Source organism: Ruegeria sp. BHSA118, from assembly GCF_059613405.1.
The window spans coordinates 60,082-73,649 of sequence record NZ_JBXWSM010000005.1 but is presented as its reverse complement, the minus strand read 5'-3'; the positions used below and the strand labels follow the sequence as shown (position 1 = coordinate 73,649).

17 protein-coding genes are annotated in these 13,568 nt (G+C 56.6%); 9 read left to right on the top strand and 8 right to left on the bottom strand.

Annotation, left to right across the window (positions count from 1 at the left end):
- Positions 1–137: 137 nt before the first annotated feature.
- The 5 genes from AC2FNN_RS02900 to AC2FNN_RS02880 all read left to right on the top strand — a co-directional run bounded on the left by AC2FNN_RS02900 (position 138) and on the right by AC2FNN_RS02880 (position 6,054).
- The gene (locus AC2FNN_RS02900; protein WP_496756481.1) at positions 138–1,430 is read left to right on the top strand and encodes a helix-turn-helix domain-containing protein; all 1,293 of its coding nucleotides are present in this window, start codon (positions 138–140) and stop codon (positions 1,428–1,430) included.
- A 78-nt stretch (positions 1,431–1,508) separates the two neighbouring features.
- The gene (locus AC2FNN_RS02895) at positions 1,509–1,889 is read left to right on the top strand and encodes a response regulator transcription factor (protein ID WP_152457354.1); all 381 of its coding nucleotides are present in this window, start codon (positions 1,509–1,511) and stop codon (positions 1,887–1,889) included.
- A complete protein-coding gene (locus tag AC2FNN_RS02890; protein WP_496756479.1) occupies positions 1,886–2,194 on the top strand; it encodes a hypothetical protein in 309 nt (102 codons plus the stop codon). The genes AC2FNN_RS02895 and AC2FNN_RS02890 overlap by 4 nt, the downstream gene beginning before the upstream one ends.
- A complete protein-coding gene (locus tag AC2FNN_RS02885; RefSeq protein ID WP_496756478.1) occupies positions 2,194–4,872 on the top strand; it encodes an ATP-binding protein in 2,679 nt (892 codons plus the stop codon). The genes AC2FNN_RS02890 and AC2FNN_RS02885 overlap by 1 nt, the downstream gene beginning before the upstream one ends.
- 78 nt (positions 4,873–4,950) lie before the next feature.
- Entirely contained in the window at positions 4,951–6,054 is a 1,104-nt protein-coding gene (locus tag AC2FNN_RS02880) for a FliM/FliN family flagellar motor C-terminal domain-containing protein (RefSeq protein WP_496756476.1), read from the top strand.
- Positions 6,055–6,057: 3 nt separating this feature from the next.
- Here the strand turns inward: AC2FNN_RS02880 and AC2FNN_RS02875 are convergent, their stop codons facing one another.
- The 4 genes from AC2FNN_RS02875 to AC2FNN_RS02860 are packed head-to-tail and all read right to left on the bottom strand — an operon-like array spanning position 6,058 to position 8,257.
- The gene (locus AC2FNN_RS02875) at positions 6,058–6,489 is read right to left on the bottom strand and encodes a protein tyrosine phosphatase family protein (RefSeq protein WP_496756474.1); all 432 of its coding nucleotides are present in this window, start codon (positions 6,487–6,489) and stop codon (positions 6,058–6,060) included.
- A 9-nt stretch (positions 6,490–6,498) separates the two neighbouring features.
- Positions 6,499–6,930, bottom strand: a complete 432-nt coding sequence (locus AC2FNN_RS02870; protein ID WP_496756473.1) for a DUF6691 family protein — start codon at positions 6,928–6,930, stop codon at positions 6,499–6,501.
- Positions 6,930–7,358, bottom strand: a complete 429-nt coding sequence (locus tag AC2FNN_RS02865) for a YeeE/YedE family protein (protein ID WP_496756471.1) — start codon at positions 7,356–7,358, stop codon at positions 6,930–6,932. Before AC2FNN_RS02865 ends, AC2FNN_RS02870 begins: the two co-directional genes overlap by 1 nt.
- 35 nt (positions 7,359–7,393) lie before the next feature.
- Entirely contained in the window at positions 7,394–8,257 is an 864-nt protein-coding gene (locus tag AC2FNN_RS02860) for an MBL fold metallo-hydrolase (protein WP_496756470.1), read from the bottom strand.
- A 242-nt stretch (positions 8,258–8,499) separates the two neighbouring features.
- Between AC2FNN_RS02860 and AC2FNN_RS02855 the strand changes: the two genes are divergently transcribed.
- Entirely contained in the window at positions 8,500–8,715 is a 216-nt protein-coding gene (locus tag AC2FNN_RS02855; RefSeq protein WP_496756469.1) for a hypothetical protein, read from the top strand.
- 9 nt (positions 8,716–8,724) lie between these two features.
- Here AC2FNN_RS02855 and AC2FNN_RS02850 read toward each other — a convergent pair whose 3' ends face one another.
- Positions 8,725–8,943 (bottom strand): hypothetical protein, encoded by a 219-nt coding sequence (locus AC2FNN_RS02850; protein ID WP_170345082.1) that lies wholly within the window; start codon positions 8,941–8,943, stop codon positions 8,725–8,727.
- Positions 8,944–9,371: 428 nt separating this feature from the next.
- Between AC2FNN_RS02850 and AC2FNN_RS02845 the strand changes: the two genes are divergently transcribed.
- Complete coding sequence (locus AC2FNN_RS02845) at positions 9,372–9,635, top strand: DUF2312 domain-containing protein (protein ID WP_152457363.1); 264 nt, start codon at positions 9,372–9,374, stop codon at positions 9,633–9,635.
- Between the two features lie 580 nt (positions 9,636–10,215).
- On the opposite strand, the gene AC2FNN_RS02840 is transcribed toward AC2FNN_RS02845, so the two are convergent.
- The 3 genes from AC2FNN_RS02840 to AC2FNN_RS02830 all read right to left on the bottom strand — a co-directional run bounded on the left by AC2FNN_RS02840 (position 10,216) and on the right by AC2FNN_RS02830 (position 12,102).
- Positions 10,216–11,277: a YeeE/YedE family protein gene (locus AC2FNN_RS02840; protein WP_496756468.1), complete on the bottom strand. Its 1,062-nt coding sequence runs from the start codon at positions 11,275–11,277 to the stop codon at positions 10,216–10,218.
- A gap of 41 nt (positions 11,278–11,318) precedes the next feature.
- Complete coding sequence (locus AC2FNN_RS02835) at positions 11,319–11,627, bottom strand: ArsR/SmtB family transcription factor (protein WP_170345129.1); 309 nt, start codon at positions 11,625–11,627, stop codon at positions 11,319–11,321.
- 100 nt (positions 11,628–11,727) lie between these two features.
- A complete protein-coding gene (locus AC2FNN_RS02830; RefSeq protein ID WP_496756467.1) occupies positions 11,728–12,102 on the bottom strand; it encodes a hypothetical protein in 375 nt (124 codons plus the stop codon).
- 80 nt (positions 12,103–12,182) lie between these two features.
- On the opposite strand from AC2FNN_RS02830, the gene AC2FNN_RS02825 reads away from it, so the two are divergent.
- Both AC2FNN_RS02825 and AC2FNN_RS02820 read left to right on the top strand, forming a co-directional pair.
- Positions 12,183–12,923: a cytochrome c biogenesis CcdA family protein gene (locus tag AC2FNN_RS02825; RefSeq protein ID WP_496756466.1), complete on the top strand. Its 741-nt coding sequence runs from the start codon at positions 12,183–12,185 to the stop codon at positions 12,921–12,923.
- 14 nt (positions 12,924–12,937) lie between these two features.
- Positions 12,938–13,516, top strand: coding sequence for a thioredoxin family protein (locus AC2FNN_RS02820; RefSeq protein ID WP_496756464.1), 579 nt, complete (start codon positions 12,938–12,940; stop codon positions 13,514–13,516).
- Positions 13,517–13,568: the final 52 nt, after the last annotated feature.

The window sequence follows — 13,568 nt, the reverse complement described above, 5'->3', positions numbered from 1 at the left end:
TGTGGCCATTGGTGCGCATTGGCGGCTGTCGCTTTTGTTAAGGTTGTAAATATGGTTTGAAAATTTCTCGGTAAACCAGCCAAACACATGATATGTTATGAAAAACGAGGCTGAAGCCTGGTCAGGAGAATACGATCATGCGTGATATGTTGACGGGAAGCCGTATTCGGGAAAGACGGCAGATTGCCGGGCTTCGGCAGGCAGAGCTTGCCCGCCTTGCCGGGATATCTGCGTCCTACTTGAACCTGATCGAACATAACCGTCGCCGGATCGGTGGCAAATTGCTGGTGGATATAGCGTCAGCGCTTTCTGTCGAACCCTCAGTCCTTACACAGGGGATCGAGGCAACCCTTGTGTCGGCCCTGCGGGAGGCGGCGGATGACGCCGTCGGGCAGAAGGCCGAAGTGGACGGGCTGGAGGAATTTGCCGGACGCTTTCCTGGATGGGCGGGGGTTCTTGCGCAGATGCACCGCCGGGTTGTTTCGCTTGAGCGGAATGTCGAGATCTTGTCAGACCGGCTGACTCATGACCCGCATCTTGCGGCGTCAATGCACGAAGTGCTGTCAACGGCGGCGGCGATTCGTTCAACAGCGGCAATTCTTGCAGATACAGAGGATATCGAAGCAGAGTGGCGGGAGCGGTTTCACAAAAACCTGCACCAGGATGCGGAGCGGCTGGCCGGCAGTTCAAAGGCACTTGTAACCTTTCTGGACGAAAGCGACTCGTCAATTGATCCACGTGGTGTTCCGCTTGAAGAGGTCGAAGCGTTCTTCGAATCCCGCAGGTACAGTTTTCCGGAATTGGAACAAGGCGAGGATGTGGATGCCGTTGATCTGAGCAGCCTCAACACGTCGGCTGCCCGCACTGTGGCACGTGAAGTTCTGAAGATGTATCGCGATGATGCAATCGCTTTGCCGCTGGATGCTCTTCGATCAAGTCTGCAAGAAGGCGACACGGATCCCATCGCGTTGGCTTATCGCTTTTCCGTGGACGTCGCCACCGTTCTGCGTCGCCTGGCATTCATACCCGATGACGTGTTGCCGCAGCCGGTTGGCATGGTGCTGTGCGATGCATCCGGCAGCATATTGTTCATCAAGCCAATTCCGGGCTTTGCTTTGGCGCGGCATGGTGAGGTTTGCCCGCTGTGGCCGTTGTTCACGGCTTTGAGCCGCCCACTTGTTCCGGTACGCAAGCAGGTTGTCCAGATGGGGCGGACCCCGGCCGAATTCGAATGCTTCGCCTATGCTTGGCCTTATGCGGTATTGGGGTATGATCAGGATCCCGTTTATCGTTCGGTTATGCTGGTCCGTTCGGGCAACGAAGCCGCAGGTGACGCTCCGGTCACGCAAGTCGGGCCGAATTGCCGCGTCTGTCCCAGCAATGCCTGCAAGGCCCGCCGCGAACCGTCGATTTTGAGCGAAGGCTTTTGACACTTTCCCGACAGAAGGCTTAATCTGGCGGGGACCGATCTGAGGATGGAGGAACGGTCTTGGGGAGGAACTGAAAATATGAGCCGTAAGGTTCTGTTAATCGAGGACGAGCCGAACATTGCCGAAGCAATCCGGTTTCTGCTGACCCGCGAGGGATGGCAGGTGGACACGCATGGCGATGGCACGGATGCGGTTCAGGTGATTCAGAGGGCACAGCCCGATCTGGTCATTCTGGACGTCATGCTGCCGGGCAAGAGCGGCATGGATATCCTGCGGGACATCCGAGAGATGGAAGAACTGGCAGGTTTGCCGGTTTTGATGCTGACGGCGCGGGGTCAATCGCGCGACAGGGAAATGGCGGAAAACGCAGGTGTCAGCCGTTTCATGACCAAACCGTTTTCCAATGCCGAAGTTCTGACGGCCGTGCGCGATCTTCACGCGCAGGCGACGCGGATATGATGTCTGGCGAGGGCAAAAAGGACGCACCACAGGGCGCACGACCCTCGCTTTTTCTCGAACGTCAAAGCTATCGCCGACGTAGGCTGGCGGATGCGGCGCGGCTTTTGCCGTTCTTGGGGGCGGCTTTGCTGGCGCTTCCGTTGCTATGGCCCGATCAGCCCGGCAAGGGCGAGGCTGTCCCCTTGTCTTCGGCAATGTATTACATCTTTGTCTGCTGGGGCGCGCTGATCGTGGTTGGGTTGGTTTTTGGAATTGCCGCCCGCCGTTTGGGCGTGCGCGAGGATCAAGACGCGGACGCTGAGTGATGGCAACCATTAACACGTTGATCCTGGTCTGCCTTAGCTATGTCATTTTCTTGTTCACCGTTGCTTTCGCCGCCGATCGGATGGCTGCGGCAGGGCGGGGCAAGTGGCTGCGCTCGCCCCTGATCTATACCTTGTCGCTGTCGATCTATTGCACGGCATGGACATTCTATGGTGCGGTGGGCAATGCCGCGCGGTCCGGGTTGGAGTTTGTAACGATTTACCTTGGCCCAACCCTGGTGATGGTCAGTTGGTGGTGGGGACTGCGCAAACTGGTGAGGGTCGGGCGCAGTCAGCGGGTGACCTCTATCGCGGACCTGTTGTCATCGCGCTATGGTAAGTCGAACACGCTTGCCGTGTGTGTGACCATTCTTGCCGTGCTTGGCGGGACGCCCTACATCGCGCTCCAGTTGCAATCGATCACCTTGTCCTTTTCGATTTTTGCCGAAGCCGATTCATCGGGTCTGTACCGCGAAGGGTCCAGTGTATTCTGGATGGCAGCGGGGCTTGCGGTGTTTGCAATTCTTTTCGGCACGCGCAATCTGGATGTGAACGAGCGCCACCACGGTGTGGTCACCGCCATTGCAGTGGAGGCCGTTGTCAAACTGTTTGCTCTTATCGCCGTGGGCGTTTTCGTGGTGTGGGGCATTGCCGGTGGCGTTGGCCCGATGATGGAGAGGATAGATGCCTCGGAAATCGGACAGTGGAACGTCGATGCCGGGCGCTGGACGACTTTCATATTCCTGTCGGCTGCGGCCTTTATCTGCCTGCCGCGCATGTTTCAGGTGATGGTGGTTGAAAACGATGACGAAAGCCATCTGCGAACCGCCGCCTGGGCGTTTCCGCTGTATCTGCTTTTGATGAGCCTTTTTGTCGTGCCGATTGCCGTCGTTGGTCTGGATCTGTTGCCAGAGGGGGCCAATCCCGACTTGTTCGTGCTGACGGTGCCGCTGTCGCAGGGCAATGACTGGTTGGCCATGCTGTCCTTTATCGGCGGGTTTTCGTCGGCAACGTCGATGGTCATCGTCAGCGCAATGGCCTTGTCGACGATGGTTTCGAACCATGTGGTCATGCCCATTTGGTTGAATACGCATGAGGGGACAGGCTCGGTCTCGGGCGATGTGCGCAGCATCGTTCTGGTTGCGCGCCGCGTGTCCATCGCCGTGATCATGGCGTTGGGCTACTTCTATTATCGGTTGTCCGGTGGGGGTGCGGCGCTGGCCTCGATCGGGTTGATTGCCTTTGCCGGAATCTCGCAGATTCTGCCTGCTTTGGTCGGGGGATTGTTCTGGCGCGGAGCAACCCGGACAGGGGCACTGGTCGGGTTGAGCGTCGGTTTCGCACTTTGGATATATACGCTGTTGTTGCCAGGTATGGGTGCGCCGTGGATGCCCGAGGCCGTCATGCAGAATGGGCTGTTCGGCCTTGCCTGGTTGCGTCCTCATGCCCTGTTCGGGATCGAAGGGATCGATCCGATGGTCCATACCGTGATGTGGTCCCTTTCCCTGAACACCATTGCCTTTTGCATAGCGTCCCTTCTGAGCTTTCCCAGCCCTCTGGAGCGTTTGCAGGGTGCGCAATTCGTCAATGTTTTCGATCACTCGGTTTCTCCCGGTGGCTGGTCCGGGTCGGTGGCGCAAAGCGAAGACCTGATGATCATGACACAGCGTATTCTGGGCACCGCCCCGGCGCAGGAGTTCTTTCAGGCAGAGGCTGAAAAACAGGGCGGCCGGTCGCATATGCCGGAACCGACACCGGGTTTCCTGAACCGGCTGGAGCGAGAGTTGAGCGGGTCGGTTGGCACCGCCACGGCGCATGCGATGATTGCCCAAATCGTCGGTGGGTCTTCAGTTTCCGTAGAAGATCTGCTGGCGGTGGCGGATGAATCGGCGCAGCTTCTGGAGTATTCGGGGAAGTTGGAAGAGAAGTCGTCGGAATTGTCCCGAACGGCGCGCCAATTGCGCGAAGCAAACACCAAGCTTACGCAGATTTCCGAACAAAAAGACAGCTTCCTGAGCCAGGTTAGTCACGAGTTGCGCACGCCGATGACCTCGATCCGGGCGTTTTCCGAAATCATGCGGGATACAGAGGGCCTGAGCCGTGACGAACAGACCCGTTATGCCGCAATCATTCACGATGAGGCCTTGCGCCTGACCCGGCTTCTCGACGATCTGTTGGACCTGAGCGTGCTGGAAAACGGGCAGGTCAATCTGAACCTCAGCGATGACAGTTTGCGTTCGGTTCTGGACCGGGCGGTATCCAGCGCGCTGGCCGGAGCAGAGCGAAAAATCACGGTTCGCCGAACTCTTACGGCCGAGCGAATGTCCCTGCACACGGATCTGGACCGGTTGGGGCAGGTGTTCATCAACCTGATCTCGAACGCGCAGAAATACTGTGACGCGGAAGAACCGGTATTGGTCATTTCAGCCCACGACGTCGGCGGCAGGGTCATCATAGATTTCATCGACAACGGCAGCGGCATTCCACCCGGCGCGCGTTCGATGGTGTTCGAGAAATTTGCTCGGGTCGGGGTCGACAAGGCAGGGGGCGCAGGTCTGGGCTTGGCCATTTGTCGCGAGATCATGCAACGGTTGGGCGGTGAGATCACATATTTGCCCGGGCAGGGCGGTGCCGCGTTCCGGGTCAGCATGCCTTTGGCTTTCCAGCAGGCCGCGCAATGACACGGCCATAAAGAACTTCGTAACGCTCGGCGGGGTAAACCAATAGCCAGTTATAGAAGCAACTGGTGATCGGGCGCCATGTCACAAACCGTCAGCGCCGCTTTGGCGCGCAAACTGTCTGTTGGACGAAAAGATCTGGGCGATCGCCCGCGTTCGGTTCTGCGGGCGCTGCGTTTGGGGTTTGCACGAGCAGCAAGTGATCGATTGAACCTTCCCCTGGCTGTCATCGGGGCAAAACAGGCCAGCCGCACGCAGGATGACATGATGGAATCAGTCGCTCAGGATTGGCTTATGTTGGTGTTTGACGGGCCGGAGGCGCGCGCTGGGATTTGCCTGAGTCCGCAAGTGGTGTCCGCCATTGTGCAAACCCAGACCATCGGTGAAGTGCTGCCCGGTGATCCTGACCCAAGGGCCTTCACGGATACGGACGCCGCCATGGTGGTGCCATTTATCGAAACCGCTTTGACTTTGACCGCCGGCTCAATAGACGCCGCGGCCGAGCAGGTCTACCTGACGGGATACGAGTTCGCGGCTCGTACGAAAGATTCGCGCGGCTTGTCGTTGGCCATGACTGAAGATGAATACCGCGTCTTCGATCTGACGGTTGATCTGGCCGGCGGGGCGCAGCAGGGCCAGATCTCGATCTTTCTTCCAGAGAATCCTGCCACACCGGAAGAGGCAGAGGAGGCCACGGACCCGGCCGGTCCCCGGCTTGAACAGGCATCGGGTGTTGTTCGCGCGGAACTGAACGCCGTCTTGTGCCGGATGTCGCTGCCACTGTCCGATCTGTCAGAAATTCAACCTGGATGTGTTTTGCCATTGCGCGGGGCGTGTCTGGACAGAACTGAGATTCTGACCATCGATCGAAAGTCAACGGGCATTGGCCGCCTTGGTCAATGTGGTGGGTTGCGCGCCGTTCGGTTGAACGAACATTCGGCCTTAGCCGCCTTGTCGGGGGACGACGCGCAGGAGTTCATCGAAAGCCGAGGGAGAATGCAGCCGCACGACGACCTGGTCGAACCGGTTTCCAGCGCGGTGGATGTCATGCCGCCGGCAATAGGGGACGCGGGTTTTGACCTGACGGACACCGATCTGTCATTGAACGATTCCGAACGGATGGTCGCAGAGATTTCGCAACTGGCTGGCCTTGACGCCGCCGATACGAATCCCGGCGCGGAATAGGGTCTAGTCTGCCTTGCTGCGGAATTGTTCCAGGGCAGGGCGCAGGTTTTCCAGTTGATATCCGGCATTTGTCGTGGCGGCCAGAATGTCGTCCGTGCTCATGCGGTCGCATTGACCAAGGGCCCAGACCACCGAACACCGGGTACCCGAGGCGCAATAAGCCAGAACCGGGCCATCGCAACTTTCTGCCAGGTCACGCTGCCGCTTTGCAATCTCGGGCGTCATGGTCTGGTGGGTCAGCTCCAACACCTCGTATTCCATGCCTGCCGAGCGGACGGCTTCACCGATCGCGTCGGATTGCATGATCGTGGGAACCTCAACATCGGGCCGGTTGCAGATCACCTTGACGAAGCCTGCCTCGGCAATTGCCGGGACGTCTTCTACCGTGATCTGCGGTGAGACAGCATAGCGGGGCGTGATCGGTCGAATCTCCATGCCAAATCCTTAGGCCGCGTTTGCCGCTCTGTCCAGTTGAGCCCCCAGCGTAGGCGCCATGAACATGCCTGCAACCATCGCGATCAGAAAGACCAGGCCACCCAAACCACCATATGTCAGCGAGGCCATCGCCGGTCCCGGGCAAAGCCCGGCCAAGCCCCAGCCCATTCCGAACAGGACGGAACCAATGATGAGCCTACGATCAACCTCGGACTTTGCAGGAGGTGGAAAATCGCCCCCGGTCAAGGCCTTGCGCCCGGTGGTCAGCCTCCAGGCCACAAGCATTGGCAGGATGGCGCCGCCCATCACAAAGGCCAGGGTCGGGTCCCAGTTTCCGAAAACATCCAACCAGCCCTGAACCTTGGTCGTGTCCGTCATGCCCGAAATCAACAATCCGGCACCGAACAGGGATCCTGCGAGCAAAGCTATCAAAATACGCATCAGATCAACCCCCAAACATGGCGCAGCAGGACGAGGGTCATTCCGCCGGCAAGGATATAGAATACGGTGGCCACGATGCCGCGCAGTGAAAATCGCGAGATACCACAGACCCCGTGACCCGACGTACAGCCATTGGCGATACGCGTTCCAACACCGACCAGAAGCCCGGCCACAACAACAAGGCCCAGATTGCTGGTCAGATGCGTTTGGGCCTCGGGGGCGATCAGTGGCCGCAGCAGAAGCGGCATTCCGATCAATCCGGCGATGAAGGCCAGGCGTTCGGCTTTGGTGTCGCGGGCCTCACCATCGACAAGGCCACCCAGAATGCCGCTTGCACCCATGATCCAACCATTTCCAAGCAGGTACACGGCTCCGCCCAGGCCAATCAGCAGGCCACCGCACAGCCCCCAGATCCACTCGATGTTCATGTGGGATTATCCTTTTTTGATTGACTTGACTTGTGTCAGATTTTGTTCACCGGCAGCTTCAGGAATACATCGCCTTGCTCATCAGCAGGCGGCATTTGCCCCGCCCGCATGTTGACCTGCAAAGAGGGCAGGATCAGGCGCGGCATGGCAAGGGTGGCGTCCCTTGCGTCACGCATTTCCACGAATTCTTCGATGCTGCGTCCTTGTCCGATATGGACGTTCAGCGCTTTCTGTTCGCCTACCGTCGTCTCCCAGGCGTATTCATCACGGCCCGGCGCTTTGTAGTCATGTCCGACAAAGATACGCGTTTCGTCCGGCAGCGACAGGATTTTCTGGATCGATTCAAACAATGTGGCTGAGGAGCCTCCGGGAAAATCGCAGCGGGCCGTTCCGAAATCCGGCATGAACAGTGTGTCGCCCACAAAGGCGGCGTCGCCGATCACATAGGTCAGGCAGGCCGGGGTATGGCCCGGGGTATGGAGAACATCGCCCCGCATCTGCCCAATGTGGAAACTGTCCCCCTCCGAGAACAAGGCGTCGAACTGGCTGCCATCGCGCTGGAACTCGGTTCCTTCATTGAAGACTTTGCCGAACGTGTCCTGCACGGTGACGATCTGAGAGCCTATTCCGATTTTGCCACCCAGTTCCTGTTGCAGGTAGGGGGCCGCAGACAGGTGATCGGCGTGAACGTGGCTTTCCAGAATCCATTCGACCTTTAGATCGTGCGCGCGCACAAAGTCGATGATTGCGTCAGCCGATTTTGTCTCTGTGCGCCCCGAAGCATGATCGAAATCCAGGACACTGTCGATGATGGCACAGGCACGCCCTTGCGGTTCATGAACAACGTAGGACACCGTGAAGGTTTGATCGTCAAAAAACGCTTTCACTGTGGGTGTCATGATTTCCTCCGTATCGTTGCCATCATCATATATGTAAAATGGAATGTGATGCAACATCGAACCTGTGTTTGATGCGGGTCAAGGCATTCACGATTAAATCAGCTTAAACTTTAGCGCATCCGCGCCGGATTGCCGAAACCGCGAATGTGTTAGGCAATATCCCGCACAATTTAAGGTTAATATCAGCAGGTCTTATTCCCGTTACCTATATCTGGAATACTGGCGACACTTGGGAGGGTATTATGACATCGACAAGTCTTTATTCCGAAGCAGAACAGCTTGAGCAAGAGCTCAGAAATGCGAGTCTTGATACGCGTTTGGCGCTTCAGCCGAGTGTGAGCAAGGTTGTCGACCGTATGCGACAGCAGGGAATGCAGGTGCCATCCCGCCTGCGGCGTCTGGATGCAGCCCTGTGCGAAGACGCTATGGAAGCGCAGTTCGATAACCTGCCGGTTTGAAACAAAAGGTCATCCAAAGGATATCCCGAGGATGACCAGCATCAATCCAAGAACAGACAGGAACAAAGACGCCAGGTTCCAAGGCAAAACGCCCTGAACGGTCGCACGCAGTTCGTCGTCTGACAGGCCGGCCTTGCGCGCTTTCATCACGCGAAGAATACACCAGATCAGGCCGGCGAGTCCGGCCAGAGAAAGGGCTGCGCCGCCCCAAGTGATGAATTCGAACATGGTGCCCTACATCTCTTCGTGAACTACCCCCGCGCTTACCGGATCGGATCACGCCGTACAAGTGCGCTTGGCGATTGGGTGGGATTGGGTGCTTGCGACCCGGGCGGCGGCATTGTATCCGGCTTCCTGCATCAGATTTCAGCCCGTGGGACGGACGCTTATGGAAGGCATCATCAAAGATCAGACTGCCCCTAATTGTCGCGTGACTGCTGATGAGCCGTGCCAGCTCATCGAACGGTTTGAGGGTCCGGATGCGTTGAAAACAACCTGGTGGAACAGTGGAAAGAAGCCATGGCCGAGGCCCGGGCACGTCGTTGCATCTGCCATTAGAAAACTGTTTTGTGTGTAGCAACCACAGCTTGAGACGAATACTCGGAGTATGAACTGTATTCTCTTAGCGGTGATGATCCAGAATTGGGAAGAATTGGATGAGCATGTCGGAAGAAGCAGAAGCAAGTTACAAGGTCACCTCTGGGGAGCTGCGCCAATTTGTTGAGCGTATCGAGCGCCTGGAGTTGGAAAAGAAAGACATCGCGGATCAAATAAAGGAAGTGTACGCAGAGAGTAAATCACGCGGCTACGATGTGAAGGCTCTTCGCAGCATCATTTCTCTCAGAAAAAGAGATAAGGATGATATTGCCGAGCAAGAGGCTGTCATCGAGATGTACAAAGAAGCCTTGGGTATGAACTAAGGCCGGTGCTTGGCAAAAGCGCTATTTCAGGCAGGTTGACAAAAGCTTTACGAAGAAAAGCGTGTCACCTGCCAAGGATGCAACGATGTGCAGCCAGACAGGGCGGAGATTTCAAAAATCGCAGACCTGGCTGGCTGTCCGGTGATTACTTTTGCGTCAGTGGTCTTGTGGGTTTGCAGGGTCTTTTCTGACGACGAATTCTCGTTTTCACAGCTTGATCTTCAATGCGTCAGAGGGCCGAAGCTGCGGTTGCCGAAGACCTTGTTGCCTTTTTTCAATAGTTTGTCCAAGGCAAGATCTGCCTCGTGAATGTCCGAAGGCATGCGGCTCAAAGGCCGGGATTTTTAGGCATTGAAGATCGTTGAAGATTCCTGTTCCGCCTTTTGCCGTGTGACGCATGCGACGGGTCTGTGCAGAATCCTCGATCGACATTGCGGCATTGCGGGTGAGAGCGCCGCAAACCACCCTATCGGTCAACCAAAGGCCGGTCATGCACCAACCAGCAAAGCCAGACCACTCAAGTGGGGCTGATCAGCGCGACCGACACCTTTTTGGCATAGGGCATGGCCGTGTTTTGAACTCAGCGCTCGGTAATGAAAGACAGTCCGGACACGAGCTGTCTCAGTCCAAGCGCCGCGCCTGCAAAGATCGCGGCGAATGTCACAGGCGCGCTGTAGGCCAGAAGTGAAAAGGCGGATATGCCTTGTCCGACGCTGCAACCGATTGCGATGATCGCTCCGGGGCCCATGATCGCCGCGCCCAGCATTTGCCGTTTCAGTTCACGTGGATCTTCGCAGGCTTCCCAGCGAAAATGACCCTTTGACCAGGACCCCAAAAACGCGCCGATCAGAACGCCCGAGACTGATCCGACGGCAAAGGACAAAGTGTTTCCGGACGCGGTCATCAAGTAGAATATCGTGTCACCCAAGGGTGCAGCGAAGGTATGGGTTTGCACCGGCTCACCGTCAAAACCGTGGGTTGCTACCCAGTTCGTGCCAAGCCAGCCCGAGACGATCGCCAGTCCAACTACAGATCCCCAGAACACCTGCGCTGGCGTGCGCCGGAACTGCTGGTTCGCCAATGCGAAGACCACCAAAACAACACCGACGGCAGAACCGACGAGCCACGCCGGAACAGAGGTCAACCGTTCAGCTAGAAAGCTGACGCTTTGGGGCGCGCTGAGATCCATTTCCACCGGAAACAGCCAAACCCGCAGATATGCCAGGGGGCCGGACATTACGACATACGCCGAAAGGCCCATAATCAGAACGATGACGAAGGATCGAAGGTCGCCGCCTCCCAACCTTGCCAGCGCGCCATAACCGCAGTTCCCGCTGATGGCCATTCCATACCCGAACATGAGGCCGCCCACGATCGAACCGATCGGGTTCCAGGTCTGGGCAAGGTAGCGTGTTCCGACAGGGTCAAGCCACCCGAAAGCCATGGCGGCATGGCTTCCAACAATCGCGACGCCAATCGCAACCGCCCACATGCGAAGCCGTCGATCATCATCCGCGTAAAGGAAGTCTTCGATGGCACCCAACGTGCAAAAGCGACCGATGCGTGCGGCCAGCCCCAATGCGATGCCCCCAATCAAACCGATCAGAGCAACGGCATTTGCGTCTCCCAATGCTTCGAACATTGCCAGTCTCCTCCCAAAGCTGGCGGCGTTTTGACCGGCTTCTACGTGTCTCGGCAGAAAAGATCGTAAACGACTTCCAGTATTTGCGTCGAACGATCATCAGCCAATCTGTAATAGATAGTCTTACCCTCACGCCGTGTTTTGACCAAGCCTTCGAAACGCAATCGGGATAATTGCTGGGATACGGCGGCCTGTCTCGCCGACAGCATCTCTTCCATCTGGGTGACGGATTTTTCGCCCGATGACAGATAGCACAAGATCATCAGACGCCCCTCGTGGCTGATGGCCTTCAGGAAGTTTGATGCCGTTTGGGCATTCTCCATCATTCGGTCCAGATCTTCTGCACACATGTCCTTTGTGAACACCGGCAGCTTCGATGGTTTGTCCAAAAGGATCGCCTCGCTTTCTCAGCTTCACGCATTCAAAACAGTTTATGTAATTTGCCGCCGATTAGCCAGAGGTCTCAGCCTGCACCCCTGCGTCACGAAGCAGCACGCCCAACAAACCCCAGAAAAAGTCTTCGCCGGGATAGCCTTCAATCCGGCCGACTTCGTGGCCGTTGTCCAACAAAACAAAGGTCGGAGTGTAGTAGAGAGGTCGTTTTAGAGAGATCCCATCCGGCAGGGTTTCATGGATGTCTACGCGCTGAAGAGGGGCGGCATTTCCTTCCGGTGTTTTCGGGTAGATCCCCGAGATTTCGGAATCCCATCGGGCACACCACATGCACCCATCTTCTTCGGCCATCAGAAGCGCCATTTCCGCCCGTAAAGCCTGGGGCGAAACAAGCAACGTGACCGCAAGCACAAGCAGGAAAAGGTGGCGCATCTCAAGCTCCGATTGACCGCAGCGTCATATCTTTATTACTTTGAATGTATGAATGATAGCGTGCTAGGACGGGTTTGACCATGCTCGACATCACATTTGCAGGGGCTTTGGTCGCAGGGCTGTTGTCATTTCTGTCCCCGTGCATCCTGCCGATTGTACCGTTTTACCTCAGTTATCTGGCGGGTGTCGGGATGGAGCAGATTTCTGCGAGTTCAGTCATTTCCGGCAACGTTCGCCGCAGGGCAACGCTTGCTGCAATCGCTTTTGCAGCAGGGATCATAACGATTTTTATGGCGCTTGGCGCCACGGCCTCGATATTCGGTCAAATGATCCGCGAATACTTCGATATCCTTCGATGGATTGCCGCGGCCATCATCATGGCGATGGGCTTGCATTTCCTGGGGCTGATTCGCATTGGGTTTCTGTATCGCCAGTTTCGTGCAGACGTCGGTGAAACATCAAACCTGAGCCTGATTGGGGCATATGTTCTGGGACTGGCATTTGCTTTTGGCTGGACGCCCTGTGTCGGGCCGGTGCTTGCGGCAATCCTGTTTACAGCGGCCGGAACCGAGACGGCTTGGCGCGGTGCGATGCTTTTATTCGTTTACGGGGTGGGAATGACTGCCCCCTTTGTTCTGGCGGCCTTTTTGGTGCGCCCCTTCATGCAGTGGATGGCGCGGTTCAGAAAGCATTTGCCCATGATCGAGAAGGCCATGGGGTGTCTGTTGATTCTGTTCGGCGTTCTGATCGCAACCAACTCGATCAATCGCGTGGCCCAATGGATGCTGGACCATATGCCCTGGCTTGCGGCCATTGGATAATACGGGAGGAATACATGAAGCGAACATTGTCAGTTTTGATGGCATGCATAGTGGGCGTGGCGGTATCCGCCGCCGAGCTTGGCGACGACGGGTTGCATAAAACACCTTGGATGCGCGACACGTTCGAAGACTTTCGCGAGGATCTTGAAGAAGCGTCAGATGAAGGCAAGCGCCTGGTTTTGTTTATCGAGCAACAGGGCTGCATCTATTGCAAGAAAATGCACGAAGAGGTTTTCCCCCAACCTGACCTGGCGGCGTATATCGAAGAGAATTTCTTTGTCGTCCAATTGGATCTGCACGGAAGCACCACGGCCACCGACTTTGACGGGGAAGAGAGCGAGCAAAGAGCGTTGATGCGCAAATGGGGGATTCTGTTTACGCCGACCCTTGTATTTCTGCCGGAAGAGGTTCCCGAGGACGCCACCGCCATTGATGCAGCGGTTGCGGTCATGCCGGGGGCGTTTTCGAAGGGAACAACTTTGGATCTGTTCACCTGGGTCTTTGAAAAGCGATACGAACTTGAAAATGGTGAAGATTTTCAGCGTTACCACGCACGGCGCATTCAAGAGCGAAACAATGTTTCACAAGACTGAGGTCGAGGGATATAAATAAAAAAATTCATTGTAATGAATTTAATGTTGCGAC